At 64.8% G+C, this 19,969-nt stretch carries 15 protein-coding genes and 3 pseudogenes; 10 read left to right on the top strand and 8 right to left on the bottom strand.

The features are described 5' to 3' along the window. Positions 1-24 precede the first annotated feature (24 nt). The 4 genes from AC2RP6_RS01160 (at position 25) to AC2RP6_RS01145 (ending at position 7,548) form a co-directional block, all read left to right on the top strand. Positions 25-1,410 carry a hypothetical protein gene (locus AC2RP6_RS01160; RefSeq protein ID WP_486444409.1) on the top strand — a complete coding sequence of 462 codons (1,386 nt, stop codon included), beginning with the start codon at positions 25-27 and terminating at the stop codon, positions 1,408-1,410. Then, positions 1,407-3,269 carry a GMC family oxidoreductase gene (locus tag AC2RP6_RS01155; protein ID WP_486444408.1) on the top strand — a complete coding sequence of 621 codons (1,863 nt, stop codon included), beginning with the start codon at positions 1,407-1,409 and terminating at the stop codon, positions 3,267-3,269. Before AC2RP6_RS01160 ends, AC2RP6_RS01155 begins: the two co-directional genes overlap by 4 nt. Before the next feature lie 485 nt (positions 3,270-3,754). After that, on the top strand, positions 3,755-6,280 hold the full coding sequence (locus tag AC2RP6_RS01150; protein WP_486444407.1) for an FG-GAP repeat domain-containing protein: 2,526 nt from the start codon (positions 3,755-3,757) through the stop codon (positions 6,278-6,280). Between the two features lie 311 nt (positions 6,281-6,591). Next, entirely contained in the window at positions 6,592-7,548 is a 957-nt protein-coding gene (locus AC2RP6_RS01145; protein WP_486444406.1) for an IS481 family transposase, read from the top strand. Between the two features lie 120 nt (positions 7,549-7,668). Here the strand turns inward: AC2RP6_RS01145 and AC2RP6_RS01140 are convergent. From AC2RP6_RS01140 to AC2RP6_RS01130, 3 genes and pseudogenes are all read right to left on the bottom strand, one after another. Next, a pseudogene (locus tag AC2RP6_RS01140) lies at positions 7,669-7,905 on the bottom strand (IS256 family transposase); the annotation flags it as partial. Continuing rightward, positions 7,895-8,203 carry a Mu transposase domain-containing protein gene (locus AC2RP6_RS01135; RefSeq protein WP_486444405.1) on the bottom strand — a complete coding sequence of 103 codons (309 nt, stop codon included), beginning with the start codon at positions 8,201-8,203 and terminating at the stop codon, positions 7,895-7,897. The gene AC2RP6_RS01135 and the pseudogene AC2RP6_RS01140, both read right to left, overlap by 11 nt. 138 nt (positions 8,204-8,341) lie before the next feature. Beyond that, a complete protein-coding gene (locus AC2RP6_RS01130) occupies positions 8,342-8,524 on the bottom strand; it encodes a hypothetical protein (protein ID WP_486444404.1) in 183 nt (60 codons plus the stop codon). Positions 8,525-8,744: 220 nt separating this feature from the next. Here AC2RP6_RS01130 and AC2RP6_RS01125 point away from each other — a divergent pair, with 220 nt between their 5' ends. The 5 genes from AC2RP6_RS01125 to AC2RP6_RS01105 all read left to right on the top strand — a co-directional run bounded on the left by AC2RP6_RS01125 (position 8,745) and on the right by AC2RP6_RS01105 (position 12,543). After that, positions 8,745-9,746, top strand: coding sequence for a DUF6192 family protein (locus AC2RP6_RS01125; RefSeq protein WP_486444403.1), 1,002 nt, complete (start codon positions 8,745-8,747; stop codon positions 9,744-9,746). Between the two features lie 2 nt (positions 9,747-9,748). Continuing rightward, positions 9,749-10,168, top strand: a complete 420-nt coding sequence (locus AC2RP6_RS01120) for a RacP protein (protein ID WP_486444402.1) — start codon at positions 9,749-9,751, stop codon at positions 10,166-10,168. 65 nt (positions 10,169-10,233) lie between these two features. Beyond that, positions 10,234-11,052: an IS5 family transposase gene (locus AC2RP6_RS01115; RefSeq protein WP_486444401.1), complete on the top strand. Its 819-nt coding sequence runs from the start codon at positions 10,234-10,236 to the stop codon at positions 11,050-11,052. Positions 11,053-11,180: 128 nt separating this feature from the next. Next, the gene (locus AC2RP6_RS01110; protein ID WP_486444400.1) at positions 11,181-11,624 is read left to right on the top strand and encodes a GNAT family N-acetyltransferase; all 444 of its coding nucleotides are present in this window, start codon (positions 11,181-11,183) and stop codon (positions 11,622-11,624) included. Between the two features lie 44 nt (positions 11,625-11,668). Then, positions 11,669-12,543, top strand: a protein-coding gene (locus tag AC2RP6_RS01105; protein WP_486444384.1) for an IS5 family transposase whose coding sequence is annotated in 2 segments (ribosomal slippage) — positions 11,669-12,062 and positions 12,062-12,543 — 876 coding nt in all. Because the reading frame shifts where the segments join, the coding sequence is not laid out codon by codon here. Positions 12,544-12,706: 163 nt separating this feature from the next. Here the strand turns inward: AC2RP6_RS01105 and AC2RP6_RS01100 are convergent. From AC2RP6_RS01100 to AC2RP6_RS01080, 5 genes and pseudogenes are all read right to left on the bottom strand, one after another. After that, entirely contained in the window at positions 12,707-13,474 is a 768-nt protein-coding gene (locus AC2RP6_RS01100) for an IS21 family transposase (protein WP_486444399.1), read from the bottom strand. Positions 13,475-14,350: 876 nt separating this feature from the next. Then, positions 14,351-14,869, bottom strand: coding sequence for a hypothetical protein (locus tag AC2RP6_RS01095; RefSeq protein WP_486444398.1), 519 nt, complete (start codon positions 14,867-14,869; stop codon positions 14,351-14,353). A 765-nt stretch (positions 14,870-15,634) separates the two neighbouring features. Then, positions 15,635-16,874: pseudogene (locus tag AC2RP6_RS01090) on the bottom strand (IS256 family transposase); the annotation flags it as partial. Positions 16,875-17,382: 508 nt separating this feature from the next. After that, a protein-coding gene (locus AC2RP6_RS01085; protein WP_486444397.1) for an IS5 family transposase occupies positions 17,383-18,197 on the bottom strand; the annotation gives its coding sequence in 2 pieces (ribosomal slippage) (positions 17,383-17,588 and positions 17,588-18,197; 816 coding nt in all). Positions 18,198-18,215: 18 nt separating this feature from the next. After that, the gene (locus AC2RP6_RS01080; RefSeq protein WP_486444396.1) at positions 18,216-18,767 is read right to left on the bottom strand and encodes a tyrosine-type recombinase/integrase; all 552 of its coding nucleotides are present in this window, start codon (positions 18,765-18,767) and stop codon (positions 18,216-18,218) included. A 755-nt stretch (positions 18,768-19,522) separates the two neighbouring features. Between AC2RP6_RS01080 and AC2RP6_RS01075 the strand changes: the two are divergent. Next, positions 19,523-19,929, top strand: a pseudogene (locus tag AC2RP6_RS01075) (IS5 family transposase); the annotation flags it as partial. Between the last annotated feature and the right edge of the window lie 40 nt (positions 19,930-19,969).

The following is a 19,969-nucleotide window of genomic DNA, read 5'->3' as shown; positions in this document are numbered from 1 at the left end:
CTGGCAGTAGCTGCAAGGGGAGCCATGGGATCGCATGGAACAGTCTTCGCCGAGACGATGTTAGGCGTCGTCCGCCTGAACGGGGAGGCTGAGGGGCGTCCGATCCGCCTAGACCTTCGGGCGCGGGCGAACGTAATGGTGCTTCCGCACCGCACCACCACGGCTTGCCTGACGGGACGGGTGCGGGTACGGGGATTTGCCGATGATGCAGACGCCGCGGGTCAAATGGAGATTTCGCCATTGGTTCGACGACGGATACGATACCGGTTGAATTTTATTGCAGGAAGCCGTCGCCTGACTCTGGAAGGCTGGAAATCTATCTCCTTCCGGCGGCCGCTGAGGTCGATAACCACACTACCGTACACCCTATTCGAAAACGATCTTCAGATCGGACGGGGCACGCTGCGCTTCCCATTAGCCATTGGACTGCTGCCGTTCCTGACCAGCTGGCGCTTACCCCGACACGGGGAAGGAGAGCGGCAACTGGCACCGCGATGGAACGGCACACCGGGCCGCACAGAAGTCTGGTACACGACTATCACCGACCCCACAGACGGGACCGGCATCTGGCTGCATCAAGAACTGGTCGCTCCCACTAACGGATCCCCCGCCCGTGTACACGGCTGGATCGCGCTCTACCCGCCAAAGGGCCCAGTGCGGCATGCGCGGTTCGGCCCCGAGTCCCGACCGCCCGGCCTGCCTTATTCTTCTCCGCACAGCGATTCAGGCTTGCGGCAATTGCGTGGCAGCGCACACACCTACGCCTGGGACCTGACCGAACGCCCTGCAGGTGAACCGCTCTACACCTTCCCTCGCTGGGCCTGGCGCCACCGCCTGCTGCCGGCAGCACAGATGCTGCCGGCAGCCTCCTCCACCTACAGCGGCACTATCACCCACCCCGGCGGGGTGCTCCACCTGAATGGAGCACCGGGGGCGACCGCACGGATCTACGGTCACGGCAACGCCGAGCGCTGGAGCTGGTTACACGCCGACCTCGGCCACGGCGACACCCTGGAAATCGTAGCCGCTGTCTCCAGGAAACCTGGACTCAATCGTCTGCCGCCTTTAGTGTTTCTCAAAATGCGCCACAAAGGCAGGGACTGGCCGCGCAGCGCCTCACGCGCTGCGTTCGGCTGGGTTGGACTGGGTCGGTTCACCGCGGGCATTTCTCTGCCGACTTGGACCGTGACCGGCCGAACCCTGCTGCGTCGCATCCGTGTTGTGGTCAACCAGCCCGAGGAACGTACCCTAACGTTGGAGTATACCGATCCGGATGGCAGCCACGCGGTGTGCCGCAACAGCGAAGCCGCCAACGCCGAGATCGTTCTGGAGAACTGGTGGGGCCGCTGGCGTCCGGAAGCTCGCTGGACCCTGGCTGGCACGGCACACGCAGAGGTAGGCAACCGGTGAACCGCAGCCTGCACAGCCTGGCCGCCGCCCTGCTCGCCGACGATGGCAGCTCGCCATGGATGGCCGACGTCCCGACCAGGTTAGAAAGCTTACTCGCGTCGCTGCCGCATCCGGGCCGGGCCTCTTTCCTCAGTGCTGCCGTCGCCATAGATGCTTACGCCCTCCTGCGTACCGGGTCACGGTTGGATCGCCTTACTCCGGCCGGCCGCGAAACCCTCATTGGCGCCCTGGCCACCCGCTCGGCCCTTCTGACGCTGCTGGATGCCCTGAAAGTGCCGGTTGTTTTGGCGGCCGAAACTGAACGCATGCTCCACCAACGGCCCGCCATACCGGGCAGATCGGCCGTCCCTGAGGATCCACCCCTGGACTGCATCCCCTCTATCGAATGGCCGGATCGGGTCACGGCGGATGTTGTAGTGATCGGCTCCGGCGCGGGCGGAGCGGTCGCCGCCCGCAGCCTTGCCCGCGCCGGAATGAGCGTGCTCGTCGTCGAAGAGGGGCGCCACCACACCACGGCAGACTTCACACGCACAACACCGCTAGACCGTTTCACCGAGCTGTACCGAGACGGCGGCGCCACCGTCATGGTCGGCCGACCACCGATTCTGCTACCCACCGGTCGTGCCGTGGGTGGCACCACGATCGTCAACTCAGGCACCTGCTACCGCACCCCCAGGCGCGTGCTCGATCGCTGGCATCAGCAACACGGCCTCGACCTAGCGGACTCGGCAGGCTTTGCGAAACATCTGGACGAGATCGAACGCACCCTGCGCGTCGCCACCCAGCCTCTAGAAGTCCTAGGCCAGGCCGGCCTCCTCACCATCCGAGGTGCCCAGCGCCTCGGATGGCATGCCGAACCGCTGCGCCGCAACGCCCCGGGCTGCCACGGCTCCACTCAGTGCGTCGTGGGATGCCCCACAGGCGCGAAACAGAGCGTGCAGCTATCTGTGCTGCCGGATGCCTGCGCCGCAGGAGCCCGGATCATCACCTGCGCCCGTGTGGACCGCATACTCACCGACCCCGACCGGCCCGGCGGGCCCCGCGCCGCCGGCGTCAAGGCCCGCCGCCCCGACGGCACCACGTTCGAAATACTGAGCCCACTCATCGTCCTGGCCGCGGGCGCCCTGCAGTCTCCAGCGCTGCTGCGCCGCTCCGGCCTAGGCCGACACCCGATGACCGGCCGCAACCTCGCTGTGCACCCCGCTACTAGCATCGCCGGTCGCTTCGAGCACCCGATCACCGGCAGCGCGGCGGTGCTGCAAAGCGCCGGTGTGGAAGAACTCCACCATCAAGGCATCCTGATCGAGGCCACTGCCCCCCCACCCGGCATGACCTCATTCGTCCTGCCCGGCCTCGGCCAAGACTTGCGCGCCGAACTCGACGGTGCCGACCATTTGGCCACTTTAGGCGCGATGATCGCCGACCGGCCAGGTGGACTGGTCCTTGGGCGCACCGGACGACTGGTCCGCTATCACCTCGACCCGAAAGACGGCCGCACTCTGCTGCATGCTGTCTCTGCGATGGGTGAACTGTTGTTCGCTGCTGGGGCAACTGAAGTACTCACCGGGCTTCCCCGGCACCCACGCGTGCGCACTCTTGCCGAGCTGCACGAAACCTTGAGCCGTACGACAGCAAAAAGCCTGCACCTGTCAGCCTTCCACCCCACCGGCACCGTAGCCCTGGGACGCGACGCGCAGATCGCCCCAGCCGACGAGCACGGTCGACTGCGCGGTGTAGGAGGCGTCTTAGTTGCCGATGCCTCCGCCCTGCCGAGCTGCCCCGAAGTCAACCCCCAACTCACCGTCATGGCTCTTGCCCTGGCCGTTTCCCAGAACGCCATCGAGTTCGCCGGACAGTGAGGTTCCCGACGGCCTGGGCCCCGGCGCGCGTTCCGCGCGGGGCCAAGGCTCGCTTCGTAGGCCGCCCGATCGGCTTGTCCCATATTGCAAGTCTGTTTTGAACCGGTCATTCGTAGGATCGGATGCGTCCTGGGTATGGCTTTGAGCTAGGCCGTTCTCTTGGATAATTTGGTTGTCGGTTAATATATTTCGTCGACTGGCCCAGTAGGTCGCATTGAGCCGTTTAGGTCCTTGCTGTTGCACGGCCCTTTGTGGCGAGCCTCCTTCATCTTCGGCTCTGCCAGGACGTTCAAGTACCGTTGATATATGGTGATGCGCCGAACCTTGCCTCTCAGGATATCAGGTGAAAGATTCTGAGTGAAAGCGGAGGCCTGCTCCCCGTTGCATTCTTTATGAAAGTGAGCTCGACTATGCGGTATTGGATGCTTGTGGGATCTCGTCCGCGGATGGCCGCTCTGGAAGGTCGGCCGTTGAGACTTCGAGTGATGGCGGTGGTCGTCGCGCTCAGTCTAGTGATGCCTGCAAGCGAGCTGCTCTCCGGAGGAGGGGTGGCGGGGGCTGCGGAGAGTAAAAATACTGCTTCGATTTCCCCGGCGGCGGATCCGCCGGGTATTCTATCTGGTGATTTCAATGGTGATGGCCGTACAGATATCACGCTAGTGGGCCTACAGGAGGTAGATAAGGCACCGACGGCATTCTCGGCGGGGTCCGGCACCTTCCGGTATACCGCGGGTACGATCGGGACAGGGTTAGGTTATTGGGCCCGTCAGCCGGGTGTGAAGCAGCTGACCGGTGACTTCAACAAGGATCATAAGACCGATATAGCCCTAGTCGGTGCGACGGGTCAGAACACGGTCCCGTTGGCGTTGTCTCTTGGTGACGGTAATTACATGGCAACGGCCCCGGACGTGGGGTCCGGCTTCGCTGCGTGGGCGCGTGAGCCGGGGTCGTCGGCGGTGACGAGCGACTTCAACAGGGACGGTGCCACGGACATTGCGCTGCTGAATGTTCCGGGGCTGTCGTTCGTTCCCGTGGCGTTCTCGCTGGGCGATGGGAAGGCCTTCTTCGTGCAGGCCGTGCAGGCCGGGGAGTTTCCCAGCTGGTCCCGGGTAGAGGGTGCCGAGCCAGTTGCGGGGGATTTTAATAACGACGGGACCACCGACATAGCTCTGGTCGGCGGTGTCGGCTGGCACACTGTCCCGATCGCGTTTGCTAAGCCGGAGGGTAACTTCGAGGTCACTAACGGTGCTGTGGGCGCTGGCTACGGCCAGTGGGCGAGTGGCCCTGAAACTAAGCCGTTGGCTGGTGACTTCGACAACGACGGTCTTACCGACATAGCATTGGTCGGCTCGGGCGGTTTAACAACGATGCCGCTCGCGCGTTCCAACGGAGACGGCTCGTTCCGGGTGACAGCGGGCGATGTGGGCACCGGTTTCGGAGCCTGGGCCAGCGACCCAGACAGCACTCCGCTCGCGGGAGACTTCAACGGCGACAACAAGACAGATGTCGCTTTGGTGGGCACGTCGGCCCTGAACAGTATTCCGATCGCGTTCTCCCACGGTGACGCAGCGGGTACCTACGGCGTGGTAGCCAAGAGCGGCGCACGTCTGGCCGACCTGGCGAGGACAGCCGGGGCCGTCCCGGTGGCGGGCGACTTCAACAAGGATGGCAAGACCGACATAGCCGTGGTCGGAGGCGATGGCTGGTCTTCCATGCCGCTGGCGCTTGCCGCGGGCGACGGCGTGTTTACGGTGGCCTCCACCCCCTTCGGGCTACCCGAGTTCGGCGCCTGGGCAACGGAGGCCTCCACCGCCTGGATTCATAACGAAACTCAAGCGGACCGCTTCGTCCGCGCCGTTCAGCAACCACGTCAAATCGTCAGGATCGCTCCGAGCGTGAACCTGGATCTCAGCGGCAGGCAGGACATCCAGATCGCATCCCACGTCAGGATCCTGGGCGCGCGTACGAGTGAGTTTCCCAGAGGCCCGCGCATTTTCACTAAGACTTTTCCCAAGAACTTCTTGAGGATCGGACGGGATCACTACGATCCCCTGCGCTCCGACAACGTGAGGATCAGCGGCATCCGCTTCGACGGAGGACTTGGCGAACGCGAGGCAGAAGAGGAGGACCCGCTCTCGATAGGCGTCACGATCTCCTCAAGCCAGAAAGTGGAGATCGACCACTCTGAATTCTACGGGTGGAGCAACATGGGCATCCAGGTCAGGGACGAGCAGAACCGAATCGACTTCGAGCATCGAACCCTAATGCCCCACATCACGGACAACTACTTCCACCACAACCAGCATCAGACGGGAGACGTGGTGGGCGGCGGTCACGGTGGCGGCTACGGCGTTGAAGTCGCCTATGGAGGCGCAGCGCTGGTGGAGCGCAATGTGTTCAATTACAACCGGCATGCTATCGCCGGGGACGGGCGCGCCGGAAGCGGTTTTCTATTCTACCGCAACATCGTTGAAAACGGCGGCGGCTGGAATACCAACATTTATCACACTCACATGATTGACATGCACGGCCGGGGTGATTGCGGAATAAGCACCTACAATTGCGGACTGGCTGGTGAGTACATGGATATCGCTCATAATCACATCAAGTACACGGCTGGAACCGGAATCAAGCTCCGCGGCACACCCACAACTGGTATGGACGTCCACGACAATCTGTTCGCACACAGCAACAAGTGGACAGACCTTAGGCTGCGCAGCGGGGCTCTCGATCAGACCGAGCAGGGGATCAGGGAGTGGAACAATACCCTGAACATTCCCTCAACAGCCCAGAGGTTAGCGGTATGCGACTTCAACGGTGACGGAGCTACGGATAATTTCCTAGCCAACGGCGTGACGTGGTGGTGGACCGATGGTAATGGCGTCCACCACTTCCTCGCCCAGTCCCAGCTGAGGTACAGCGAAATTTCTGAGTACCGCGACACAAACAATGACGGCCGATGCGATATTATTGCCAGAGGGAAAACTTACCTCACATTGCCCGAACTTTAGATGGGCTGAGGACTCGCAGAAAATCCAGGTGCTACTATCATTATTTAGCTTGTTGGTGCTTGCTGCGAAGATCTTCCGGGCTTGAGAGCTTCGAGGCTTTTGGTACGACATCGTAGCGGGGTGCCCGCCATTTGTTCTTGGCACCGGATGGCCATCCGGTGCCTTGGGGTTAGGCGAGCGAGCCGGGTGGGCGACGATCAGGATCTAGTTGTACTGATCACGAGCGTTGTTGACACTTGGCTGGTCTTGAACATGGCGAAGACCTCCGGTGTGGTGGGAGCTGTCTAGGAACTCACCGCACGGAGGTCTTCGTGTCCCACCGTAATGCCCGGTTGACCGTGTTCGGTAGGCGGCTACTGGTCGAACGGGTCGTCTCCGGCCGTCCCGTCGCCCACGTCGCTGCCGAGATGGGCATCTCACGGGCCACTGCCCATAAGTGGATACGCCGGTGGAGGACCGAGGGCGAGGCGGGCCTTCACGACCGGTCCAGCCGGCCCCGCACTACGCCGCACCGGACGCCGGCCGACATCGAGGCGAGGGTCTGTGAACTGCGTCGGGCACGCAAACTGGGCCCCGCAAGGATCGGCCCGGTCCTGGGATTGCCGGCCTCGACCGTCCACCGGATCCTGACCCGGCACGGTCTCAGCCGGCTGGCCTGGTTCGACCGTCCCACCGGCACAGTGATCCGCCGCTACGAACGCGAGCGGCCCGGCGAGCTCGTCCACGTGGACGTGAAGAAACTCGGCCGGATCCCCGAGGGCGGCGGCCACCGTGCCCTGGGCCGCGAGGCCGGCCGCAGAACCAAGTCCGGCGTGGGCTTCGACTACGTCCACTCCGCCATCGACGACCACACCCGACTCGCCTACAGCGAGATCCACGACGACGAGAAGGCCGCGACCTGCGCGGGCTTCCTCACCCGCGCGGCCGCGTTCTTCCACAGTCAAGGCATCACCCGCATCGAACGGGTCCTGACAGACAATGCCTGGGCCTACCACAAGGACCTGGCCTGGAAAGCCGCCCTCGCGGAACTCGGCGCGACCGGCAAGCTCACCCGCGCCTACCGGCCACAGACCAACAGCAAGGCCGAACGCTTCAACCGCACCCTGCCCGACGAACGAGCCTACCAGCGGCCCTACCAGTCGAATAACGCGCGGACCCAGGCACTGACAGACTTCCTCCACACCTACAACCACCACCACAGCCACACCGCACTCGGCGGACACCCACCCATCAACCGAATCAACAACCCTGCGGATCAATACACCTAGTGACCTGAGTCAGAGGTTCGCTGCTAGTCGGGCATGAGTCGTTCTGGTTCGAAGATTCCGCCGTCGTCGGTGAGTGGCGCCCAGCGGGCGGTGTTGGAGGGCTGGTTACGTCGTCGTTCGATTCTGGCCGTTCTTCCCGGCCGGATCCTGCCGGTCATACCCGAGGTGACCGGTCATCTCACCCTCGAGAGCGGACTCCAGCAGCCGCTTCGTCAGCTGCCGGAGCAGCCCGCCCTCACCCGTCAGCTGCAAGCCCTCCGTCTGGGCCCGGACCACAAGTTCCTCGATGAAGCGGGCATCCGCAGCCGTAGGCCCAGACCTCGTCTCAGACGCCTTGACTATGTTCTCACTGGTCACAAACGGCACTCATCCATGATCGGAGGCACACCGAATTCCTTACAATCCCGACCAGCAGGACCTCCAGGTAATGGTCCAGCACCTTGTGATAGGTGTAGCGGCGGGTCAGCCTCGGGTGGCGGGCCACGACGGTGCGGCCGTCGAAGACCACGAGTGCGTTCGCGCGCAGCGACACCCGCACCTGGCCGCCGATGAAGCGGGCGAGCACCGAGTAGTAGCTCTGGCGGACAGTGATCCGGCCGTTGCGGTGGACCGTCGGGGTCAGGTCCAGGCCGCAGTCGTAGCGGTCCGCCGGCAACGGGTTCAGAACCCGTTTCTGATTCCCCGTGGACGAGTAACCTGAGCTCTACGCTGGTTCGGTGTCCAAGGGCGCCGGCCAGGCCGGGGAGAGGGTCTGTGAGGGCTGTGGTGAACGGCTGAGGCCGGATGCCCGGCCTCACGCGGTGTTCTGCTCGGCGGCGTGTCGTTCCAGGCAGTGGCGGGTGCGGCGGCGGTTGCGGCAGCGGCTGGCGGCGATCCAGGACGAAGCCGGCCAGAGACGGTGCCCGGTCTGCGGGACGGCCTGGACGCCCGGGATCGACCGGAGCGTACGGGCGGTGTTCTGCTCGGGGCGGTGCAAGGTGGCCGCTTGGCGGTTGCGGAAGGAAACGTTCGGGACACGGTCACAGTAACGGTGAGGCGAACACTTTCGCGGACTGGGTCCGGTCATGGACCGGTCATTTGCGGACATTCGTTGTGATCTTCAGGTTGGCGGCTCCACTCTCCGTAGTGGAAGCGGGACCTGTCCTGACATGGACGCAAGTGCCGTGCCTTGTCCCGTGTTTGGTGGTGGTATCGCCATGCCGGAGGAGATCGACAACGTCGGAGAAGTGACCCTCTCCCGCTACGAGCAGATCGTGGCCGAGCTGCGGGATGTGGTCGAACAGCAGACACGCGGGCAGTTCACGATCGGGGACCGTGCCCTGGAGATCGAGCCGATGAGGGACCCGGGCGGCCAGGGCCTGGTCGATCCCCAGTGGTCGGTGGAGGCATCGTTGACACGGCTGGCCGAGGACATCGGCCTGAAGTTCAGCACGGTGAAGGGAGCCCGGTGGACCGCCTCACGCTGGCCGGCGGCCCACCGGCAGAAGGACGTCTCCCACTCGGTCCACCGGATCCTGGCCCACATCGAGGACCCTGAGGAGCGGTTCGCGGCGATCCTGGTGCCGCCGGAGGGCAAGTCCCGCTGGAACACCGACGACGCCAAGCGCAGGGTCGGCAACCGGGTCGAGACGCCGGTGACGCCTCAGGAGAAGATCACCGCGATCCACTCGCTGGCCCAGGACAACCGGGTTGCCGCAGCGGTGACCAGCGATTTCCTCAAGCGGCCGGAGGTGACAGCGACGGTCACACAGGTGGACAAGGCCCGGGTGGTGGAGGAGTTCACCCGCGACGAGCAGGTGGCCACCACCGCGGCGACGAGCCTGCTGCGGCGACCCGAGGTCGCCTTCAAGGCGATGAGCGACGACACCGCACGCTTCCAGGTCAACCATGCCCAGAACGAGAGGTCCAGGCAAGCACGCGAGCACTTCGAGACCACCAGCCCCGTCGCCCCGGCGGTCAAGAAGCTCGACCGGACGGTCGAGTTCCTCGACCTCGTCACCGCCTGCCACTCCTTCGTCGCCGCGGCCGGCCGCACCGTCCCGGGTCTGCGCGACCGCACCCTCAGCGAGGACGAAGCCTCGATCGTGCACCAGAACATCGCCAAGGTCAGGGCGACCCTCGACTGGATCGAGAACGCCGTCGACACCGGCAAGGTCGACATGGACGACGCCCTCGCGGCCCTGCTCCGGGGCCAGTAGCCATGCCCCGCGCCTCCCGGCGCAAGGGCGACGCCGCCAGACGGCACGCCGACATCCTCCGCTTCGTCCTCTTCGAAGCCCGCCCGGCTGGACTGGTCTCCCACCAGCTCATCCGCGCCAGCGGACTCTCCCTGCACCAGGTCCGCGCCGGCCTCGCCGCGCTGAAGGACGAGGCCGCCTCCAAGGGCTGGCCGCCGCTGATCTGGACCCGCACCGACGGCTACCAGCTCGGAGCCGAACGGGCCGTCCTGGAGGCATACGAACGGCAGGTGGTCAGCGAGAAGCTCACCCAGTTCCGCCGGTTCATCACCGGCACCGTCGCCCCGCACGCCGCCGCCTACCCCAACGACAAGTGGGTCCGCCACATCGTCGCCCAGCTCAACTCCATCGAATCCACCCTCGACCTCATCGCCTCAGCCTGACCCTTCCCACCCCTGGCGAAGCCGTCCGGCCCCGCCCCCATGTCTGGAGGGACGACCCGGTTGTCATGCGTCCCCGCCGCTATCCGACCGACACCACCGACGCCGAGTGGGCGCTGATCGAACCGCTGCTGCCGGTCCCGGCCTGCGAGACCCACGCCGGCGGCCGGCCCGAGAAGCACCCGCGGCGCGAGATCGTCGACGCGATCCGCTACGTCGTGGACACCGGCTGCAAGTGGAGGTCCCTGCCCGCCGACTTCCCGCCCTGGCGAACCGTCTGGGGATTCATGGCCCGCTGGGCCGCCGCCGGGATCATCGGCCACATCCGCGACGACCTCGCCGGCCGGATCCGCCGCACCATGGGCAAAGGCCCCGGCGCGGTCGCCACCGTGATCGACTCACAGTCCGTCAAAGCCGCCGAAACCGTCTCCCGGGCCACCCGCGGCTACGACGCGGGCAAGAAGATCAACGGCCGCAAACGGCATCTGGTCGTGGACACCCGGGGCCTGCCGCTGATGGTGATGGTCACCCCCGCCTCCCTCAGCGACCGCGACGCGGCCAAGGAGATCCTCTTCCGCCTGCGCCTCACCCACCCCGAGATCACCCTCGTCTGGGCCGACTCCGCCTACGCGGGTAAGCTCGTGACCTGGGCAAAGACCCGCCTCAACCTGACAATCAAACCCGTCAGCCGGCCCAAGGACACTGCCGGATTCGTGATCCTGCCCCGCCGCTGGGTCGTGGAGCGCAGCATCGCCTGGATGATGCACGCCCGCCGCCACGCACGCGACTACGAACGCCTCATCCAGCACTCCGAAACCTTGATCACCTGGGCAGCCATCACCCTCATGACCCGCCGAATCACCCGAGGCACAGCCAGCCCGGACTGACGTCCGTCCATCTGAAGCTCGTCACCGCAGTCCGCCCGCCATGGAAACCAGCACGGGCTGGCTCGCAGGTGCCCTCAGCCCAGGCCATCTGGATTGCTCCAACCTATGGAGTAGCCAAAAATAGGACCATGCTCACGATTCGACGCGCTCTCAGCTCCGACCTGGATGCGCTTCTGCCACTCATTGCAGAGTTCTACGCGGTGGACGGTCATCCCTTCGACTCCAATCGAGTAACTGCGGGCCTTCGTCCGCTCCTGGCCGACGATTCCGTCGGCCAGGTATGGCTAGCGACGACGAGTGGAAGTGAGGCGCCCGACGGCTACGCCGTTGTTACATGGAGCTGGTCCTTGGAGTCCGGTGGGCGCGACTGTCTTCTCGACGAAATCTACGTCCGCACCCCGGGCAGGGGAACAGGTGGCCAACTTCTCACCCATGCCATGACACACGCGCAAGCAGCAGGCAGTTCATCTATCTTCCTCGAGACCGAGGAACCCAACTCTCAGGCCCGCGCTTTCTACACCCGTCACGGCTTCACAGCAGAAAAATCGATCTGGATGGGACGAGACCTCTAGGGCCTGTTGCGAAAGTGGATCTTGTTCGTTGATGATCACCTGTCGTGGGACGTGGAGATCTGACGAACGGCCAGTGGGCCCGGCTTGAGCCGTTGCTGCCGACGGGCATCAAGCCGGGCCGTCCGCAGGTATGGACACGGCGGCAGCTGATAGACGGCATACGGTGGCGGACCCGAACCGGCGCTCCCTGGCGGGACGTGCCCGAACGCTATGGGCCGTGGGACCGGGTCTATGACCTGTTCCGGCGCTGGCAGCGGGACGGCACGTGGGCCCGGATCCTCACGCGGCTCCAGGCCGAGGCTGATGCGAAGGGCCTGATCACCTGGGACGTGAATGTCGACTCCACCGTCTGCCGGGCCCATCAGCACGCCGCCGGGGCGGCAGAAAGGGGGACCTCCAGAAGGAGCCGCCCGGCGGAGTGTTCGTCGAGCCGGCCGACCACGGTCTCGGACGCTCCCGTGGCGGACTGACCAGCAAGATCCACCTCGCGGTCGAGCAGGGGCAGAAGCCTCTGTCGGTGGTGATCACGGCTGGGCAGCGGGGTGATTCCCCGCAGTTCGAGCCGGTCCTGGAGGCGATCCGGGTGCCCCGGCTCGGGCTCGGCAGGCCGCGCAAGCGGCCAGACCGGGTCCGGGCAGACAAGGCCTACGACTCCCGCAGCAACCGCTCCTACCTGCGCAGACGCGGAATCAAAGCCACCATCCCGGTTCCGGCGGACCGGGTCCGCAATCGCCTCAAGCGCGGATCGCGCGGCGGGCGCCCGCCAAAGTTCGACAAGGACGACTACAAGCAGCGGCACGCGGTCGAGTGCGGGATCAACCGGCTCAAGCGCCACCGGGCCGTCGCCACCCGGTACGACAAACTCGCCGTCCGTTACGAAGCGACAGTGCTGATCGCAGCCATCAACGAATGGCTGTGACCAGCACTTTCACAACAGGCCCTAGCTAGAAGCACAACGGACGTCCCAACCTCACACCACCAATCCGGGGCTGCCTCGGAGGCGTTGCCGTTGGTCACAGCAGGTATCCATGCATTGTCGTGATCAAATTCCGTGATCCACACCTCGCCGAACAGTCCCCGGATCAGAAACAGGTTCTCAGCAGCGGCCCCTCGGCGTGGAAGTCGAAGCCGATGCTGGTCGCCTGCCCTGAATGTGCCGGACGTCCTCCAGCTCGTCGATCTCGGCCAACTGCTCGTTGAGCTCCGTCAGCGTCGTGACCTGCGGCGGCGGGACCATGTGGGTGCGGGCGGAACCGGCCGCCCTCGTGCTCGCCCCCGCCTTTCTCATGCGCGCCCTCCTCGCCCGGGACGCAGTAGAACGACGTGACGCCGTACCAGGACCGGAAGCTCACCCAGCGGGTCGTCTCGTTGCGGTTCCGCCCGAAACACACCTGCCGCACCGCCGGCCGAAGGTTGTCATATCGAATGCGCCCGGCCGGGACACCGCCCAACGCCTCGAACGCCGTGACGTGCCCTTCGAGGAACGCCTGCTGGGACGCGGTGGCGTAGACGCGGTGCACCGCCTTGCCGCTGTAGGACATGCGGAGCGTGAACAGCACGCACTTGCCCCGCTCGTCGGCCAGGTCCACCCACACATCCGCGAAGTCGACCTCCGCCTCCTGCCCGGGCTGCTTCTCCTGCGCGACGGTGCCCTCCAGGTGGCGGCGGCCTTCCTTGGCGAGCGCCGTCAGCTGCGGGCGCCGCCCGCGGACATAGTCCCGGATTGTCAAGTACGACGCCAGGTCGAAGTCGTCCTCGACCGCGAGACGGACCTTGATCCGCTCGATGGTGTGCCGCTGCTTCCGCGGCGCCTCCAGTTCCGCCCAGAGCATCTCGTCGATCCGGGACATCACCGGCACCAGCACCGACCCACGAGACGCGGGCCGCTTGCGCTCCCTCGGCAGTCGGCGTGCGAAGCGCCTCCGCCACCGTGTTCCGGCTCACCCGGTAGCGCAGAGCCAGCTGCCGGCCCGAGACCGTCGGATCCACACGCCGGTCCCCCTAGATCTTCTCGAACAGCCCCGGGTTGGTCGGCGCCATGTAAACCGCGTGTCTGATGCCTCAACTGCCCCATTACAGGCGTTATGCTGTTTTATCTCTGTGGTGTCAGACGGGCCGCACGCTGGACCCTTTCTCTCCTGCGTGCGGCCCGTCTGTGTATTCAGGCGCCCTGAACGGGACTGGCCGGTGGCCTCCTGTGCCCGGTGCGCGCCGGCCTGATTTCGGTCTGGCGTCTGTCCAGAGGGCAGCGAGACGGCCCGTTGAACTAGGAATGCTTTTGCGGTCTTGGTTGCGTTGTCTGGCCATTGGGTCGTGGTGCAAGAGTGTGAGAGATCTCAGGCTTGGCTGTTGGAATCCAGCGCGGCCACGTCCACTGTGGGGGCAACGTGAGGGCTCGCTTTCCAGATCAGCCCCCACGACTCGATCAGTGGCTGAACTGCTTGCGGTCCTTCGGCTAGTGCTTCGAAGAGTGCTTCACGGCGCCCCTGGAAGCGTTCTGGAGTCGGTTCGCCTGGGGGGCCAACCACTTGGGCGTGCCATGCCTCCTGGGTGATCTGGACATGCGTACCACGCTTTCGGTTCCCCATACCTGCCTTCGTTTCGTTCGCTCTCGAGTTCCAACGTCGGAGGGCGGGCTGAAAGAATAAAAATTTCTCTGCCCCTCCTGGGGTAAGCGATTGATAGCACCTGTCGACCTTCACCTTGCGCAATCAAAACTTTGAATCTCAGAAATTGATCCTAATTATCATATTGAAAGAGCTGGCGATTTTTGCGGCATTCAACAATTCTCCTGCCAGCCTTGCGACCGAAGGATCTCTAGGCGGATTTCTCTGAAGGTCTATCATCCAGACCTGGAGAGAAAATAAAGATGCAACTATGTTTTTATCTATGATGCTTCCAGGAGATTCAATTTTCCAATGGGTTGGCTCCCAGGGGACAAATAGTTGATATCCGTCGAATAGTTGTTCAAAGATTCCATACGTACCATCTCCGATTGTTAATCCTTCCAGCACTTTTAGCGTTTCTGGTTCGGCGGTTTCCGTGACTTCCACTTGCCACTCACCGCCTCCTCCCCGGGTTGCGCTGCGGCGCAAATTTATTCGATCTTCCCCGTGCATTATGCTGAACCCTGCCTGCTGATCGCAGAACTCTACAAGCGGCCTCCAATCTTCCAGTATTTCCTTGCGCCTCTCCCTTGGGAAGTATTTCTTGTCGTATCGGACTATTCCCCACGTGACTCCCATGCCATAAATCCTACACCCAGGTGTATGCCTCGGCCCCGCGCTGCTCGGCATCCAGCATTTACGCGGCGGGCACCGCGTACGATCGGCGGCGTGGAAAGACGGCTCAGGATCTGGGCACTGCGACGGGGGCGCCTGCCGAAGTGCTGGTCTTTGATGTGCCGGAAGACCGCCTGGCACGCAGAGCAGATATGGGCGAACATCATGGTGGCGGTTGCCAAGGGGCTCGCCGCGGAGCGTCGGCAACCGAATCGGCTGGGGCGATGTCGCAGCTATGGGACGAGACCGACCGGACGGCAGGCGGATAGGCCGGGAAGCCGACAGCTCTGGGTGATCGTCCGGCTGGAGTTCTGGCGGTGTCTCGTGCGCACGCGCATAATGTGCGCGAGGCCCCAAACCCGCTGGAATTCCGGTCCGGAGTTCCAGCGGGCGTGCACGATCTGCCACCGGGGCCACTCGCACGCGGCGGGCGCCGAGAGGCGAGCCCGCCTGTCGGGGGCGACCGGACGCCCGGCCACGACGAGCGGAGCGATCACGCTGGACCGCGCCACATCGCAGCAGCAGTTGCTCCCCGCCAGCCTCTTCCGGGCTTCAGGAGCCCCTCACGCGCCGTTCGGCGTAGCGGCGAGGAAACAAGAGCGGCCCGCCACGGTTCCGGGCCGTCTGACGGCCGCTACAACTCCCCCGCGATTGATAGGGGCTGTAGAGTTTTTGGTGTAATTGGGTTGGCTGGTCGGGCCAGATTCGGTTGTTGGTGAGGGGGCCGTCGAAGGCGATGTCGAAGGCTTGGAGGGCCCGCTTCCAGCGGGTGGTCCAGCGTTTGCGGCCGGTGCCCGTCGGGGTGAGGGACATCGCCGCGAGGTAGACGCACTTCAGGGCGGCGTTCTCGGAGGGGAAGTGGCCGCGGGTCCTCACGGCCCGGCGGATGCGGGCGTTGACGGAATCGATGGCGTTGGTGGTGCAGTGGATCCGGCGGATCTCGGCGTCGAACTGCAGGAAGGGGACGAACTCGGCCCAGGCGTTCTCCCAGAGCCGGACGATCGCTGGATACTTGGTGGCCCATTCCTCGCAGAACTCCAGGAACCGGCTGGTCGCGGCATCATCGGTCGGAGCGGTGTAGACGGGCTTGAGTGGTTTGGCGATCTTGTCCCAGTCCTGGCGGGCGGCGTAGCGGAACGAAGCCCGCAGCGGGTGAACGACACATGTCTGCACGACGGTCTTGGGCCAGACCTCCCCAGACCGTGTCGGGCAGGCCCTTCAAGCCGTCGCAAACCAGCATCAGGATGTCCTCGGGGCCGCGGTTCTTCAGCTCGGTTCAGGACACGGAGCCTGTGCTTGGCGCCTTCGCCTCCTTCGCTGCCGGCCCAGAGCCCGAGGATGTCGCGGTTGCCCTCGGCCGTGACCGCGAGGGCCATGTAGATCGGGCGGCTGGTCGACCTGGCCCTCGCGGATCTTCACGTTGATGCAGTCGATGAAGACGGCCGGGTAGACGCGGTCGAGCGGGCGGGCCTGCCATTCGGCCATGCCCTCCATCACCGAATCGGTGATCGTGGAGACGGTCTGCTTCGACACGTCGGCGCCGTAGACCTCGGCCAGGTGCGAGGAGATCTCACCGCGGGCCAGGCCCCTTCGCCGACAACGAGAGGACCATTTCGTCGACGCCGGTCAGCCGGCGCTGGTACTTCACGATCTGCGGCTCGAAGGCGCCGTCACGGTCCCGGGGAACCTGGACGGTCACCAGGCCGGCATCGGTGATGACGGTCTTGACCCGCTTGCCGGTACGGGAGTTCTGGCCGTTCTTCCCCGCCGGATCCTGCCGGTCATACCCGAGGTTACCGGTCATCTCACCCTCGAGAGCGGACTCCAGCAGCCGCTTCGTCAGCTGCCGGAGCAGCCCGCCCTCACCCGTCAACTGCAAGCCCTCCGTCTGGGCCCGGACCACAAGTTCCTCGATGAAGCGGTCATCCGCAGCCGTAGGCCCAGACCCCGTCTCAGACGCCTTGACTATGTTCTCACTGGTCACAAACGCCACTCATCCATGATCGGAGTTACACCGAATTCCTTACAATCCCGCGGCCCGCAGCATCCGCAGTGCACGCCCAGCCGGCTGGTCAGCTGCAGACTCGGCACGTCTTGTGGATGCACAATCACGGAGTTTCTGAGGCCGGCAGACACCATGCCGGTCATGTCAGGTGGCATGAGAAGCGCTCGGCTTCTCTGCACGTCCGTGATCTGGGCATCCGGGATTTCGAAAGGGGCGCCCCCGGGTTCGGTATCGATGGCATAGCTGCCTCGGGGGACTGTCGATGGCGCGAGCCGTGTCGTGCGGTGGCGGTCCGTGTCGTGCATGGAGACGTCCGGGATGCCCGGAAGCGCAGACCTCACACGGTCGGAGGTGTCGTAGGGGTCACCACGGCACCGACCGGAGCACACACGTCCTGCCCCCGGCTGGACAACGCCGCCCCGGGCCCCTCAGAGATCCAGAACTTCTAATTACTAACGACTTAGACCGTGTCCTATGTGGTGAGGTGGACGTGGCGCTTGTAGCAGCAGAGGGCTGCGGCGAGGCCGAGGAATGGCAGGTAGTTGCGGGGGTGGCGTTTGTAGCGGTGGTTGAGTCGGCGGTAGCCGGTGAGCCAGGACATGGTCGGCTCGATCACCCACCGGGCGTCTTCGAGCCGTTCCGATGGCTCGATGCCCTTGCGTGCGATACGGACTCCGATCGCTTCCCGCGTAACCGTTTCCGCAGCTCGGGTACGTCGTAGGCCTTGCCGGCGTGCAGACGCCGGGGTTTGAAGTGGCGGCCGCGGTGGGGGTCGTGTCTCGTTTGGTTGCCCGTGATCATGGGTTTCAGCGCGAGGCTGTCGTGGGTGTTGGCCGCGGTGACGCCGACGAGGAGGGGCAGTCCGGCCGCGTCCGACAGGACGTGCATCTTGGAGCCCGGCTTGCCTCGGTCCACGGGACTCGGACCTGTGAGTTCGCCCCTTTTAGCGCGAGCATGAGCAGAGTCCAGGACCACGCGGGACAAGACGAGGAGGCCGGCGTCGTCGAGGCGGTGCAGGATCCCCTCGTGCAGCCGACCCCACACGCCGGCCCTCGACCAGATCAAGAACCGGCGGTGAGCCGTCGACTTCGATATCCCGAAGCACGGCGGCAGTGACCGCCAGGCACACCCCCTGACCAGCACGTAGATGATCACCGCGAACAACGTCTCATCAGGCGTATCCGGTGTCCCACCACCCTGAAACCGCACCTTCGACGGTGGGATCAGCGGCTCCGCGATCTCCCACAGCCCATCCGGAACAATCCAACTCCACCTACCCCGCCCCATACCGACAACAACAACGCCTCACCACATAGGACACAGCTGACCGAGTAGCCGCTGTACTTCGTCGAGCGAGCCACCGGCATCGGCGACGTTGCTGCCGAACGCCCGTCGAAGCATGTGCGGGGTAAGGTGCCGGCCCACCTTTGCCCTCCGGCCGAGCCGTTCGACGAGTTCCCCCACCGCGTCCGGGGTGACCGGCGAGCCCAGCGGCGGGCGGAAGAGGTTCACCAGCAGGAAGTCGCTGCTGTCGTTGCCCAGGAACTCATGGCGCTCGTAGACGTACTGGTCGAATGCCTGGACCTCGAGGAAGTCGACCGGGGACCAGATCGACGAACGACGTTTGGACCACGCCGGGTTGGGGTTCTGGCGTCGCACGACGTGCAGGTGCGGCCCTTCGACATCGCAGCCCAGGATGCGGGAGTCCATCATCAGGTGGGCGTCGCAGTGACGCAGCCCCGCCAGCTGCCCGACGCGCAGTCCCACCCGGGCCATCAAGAGAACAATCAGCCGGTCGCGTGCCGAGCGGCAGGCGTGCAGCAGAGCGACGATCTCCTCGTCGCTGGCCCGGTTCACCTCGATCTCGGGCTCCTGCAGCCGGTGCCGGGCACCGAGCCGGTAGCCGATCCCCGTGTCCTCGCCCTGGGCCTCCGGTGGCAGGTCCTGCGTGCTAGCGATCTCGTAAATCTGCCCGAGGACCCATCCAGACGCGCCTTCGCCGCCACGGCATGTGCCAGAAACCCGCGTACCCCGGTCAGAACGCCGTTGATCCGGCTTCCCGACGGACCGGGCCCACCCCGGGACCTGCCATGACGATCTGCGAGGCTCCGCCGGAGCTGTACTTGAGCCAGACTATGAACAGCCCCATGTCCGCCGCTGCCGTCGCCCAGTCGCGACCCGTGCGCCGGCACCACCGCAAGTACAAGGCGATAGCCCCGGCGTACGACTTAGTCGTCAGCTCAGCGCGACTGCGGCCGAACCATAGATCCCGTAGGTACCGATCCGCGACCGGCATCACCTGCAGCTGATCATCAATGACCGTCCAGTACCGGCCCCCGGACGGCATGCGGACCAAGAACGCGTCCATCACTTCCCTGTCGTGCACCTCACGCGACGGCCCACCACAAGCACCACACCCCCGGAAAACCGTCATGCAAGGCATCAACGAAGAGGATCAGACAACGTCACACCACACCAGAAAGAACCCCAGAGAACGGCTGCCTCCACCACTGCCTCACCGTCGGCAGGCCCTACGGGGAGAACACCGCCTTCCCCGCCCCGCCCAGGCTCGAACTGGCCACACGGCTTGACCCGCTATACCCATCGGATGTCTGATCACCGACCGCCGTGGAACACCCCTTGCCGTGTCACTGACCAGCGGAAACCGGCACGACATCACTCAGCTCATGCCGCTGCTGGACGCGATCCCCAGCATCCGTGGCCTGGTCGGGCGGCCCCGTCACCGGCCACGGGGGCTGTTCGCCGACCGCAGCTACGACTACGACAAATACCGACGCCTGCTCCGCGGGCGTGGCATCACACCGAAGATCGCCCGCAAGGGCACCCCAACGGCTCCTGTCTGGGCAAGACCAGATGGGTCGGCGAGCGCACCTTCGCATGGCTCCACCAGTTCAAACGCCTCCGGATCCGCTACGAGATAAGAGCCGACCTCCACCTCGGACTGCTCCAACTCGCATGCAGCATCATCTGTTTGCGACAACTCAGAACCTCATTATGAAATGCTCAGTAAGTGGCTGAGTCACCGTCCCATCTCTTGT

The organism is Streptomyces sp. WAC03905 (genome assembly GCF_057371075.1).
The sequence above is the reverse complement of the archived record's forward strand: the minus strand, read 5'-3'. Positions and strand labels throughout refer to the sequence as shown.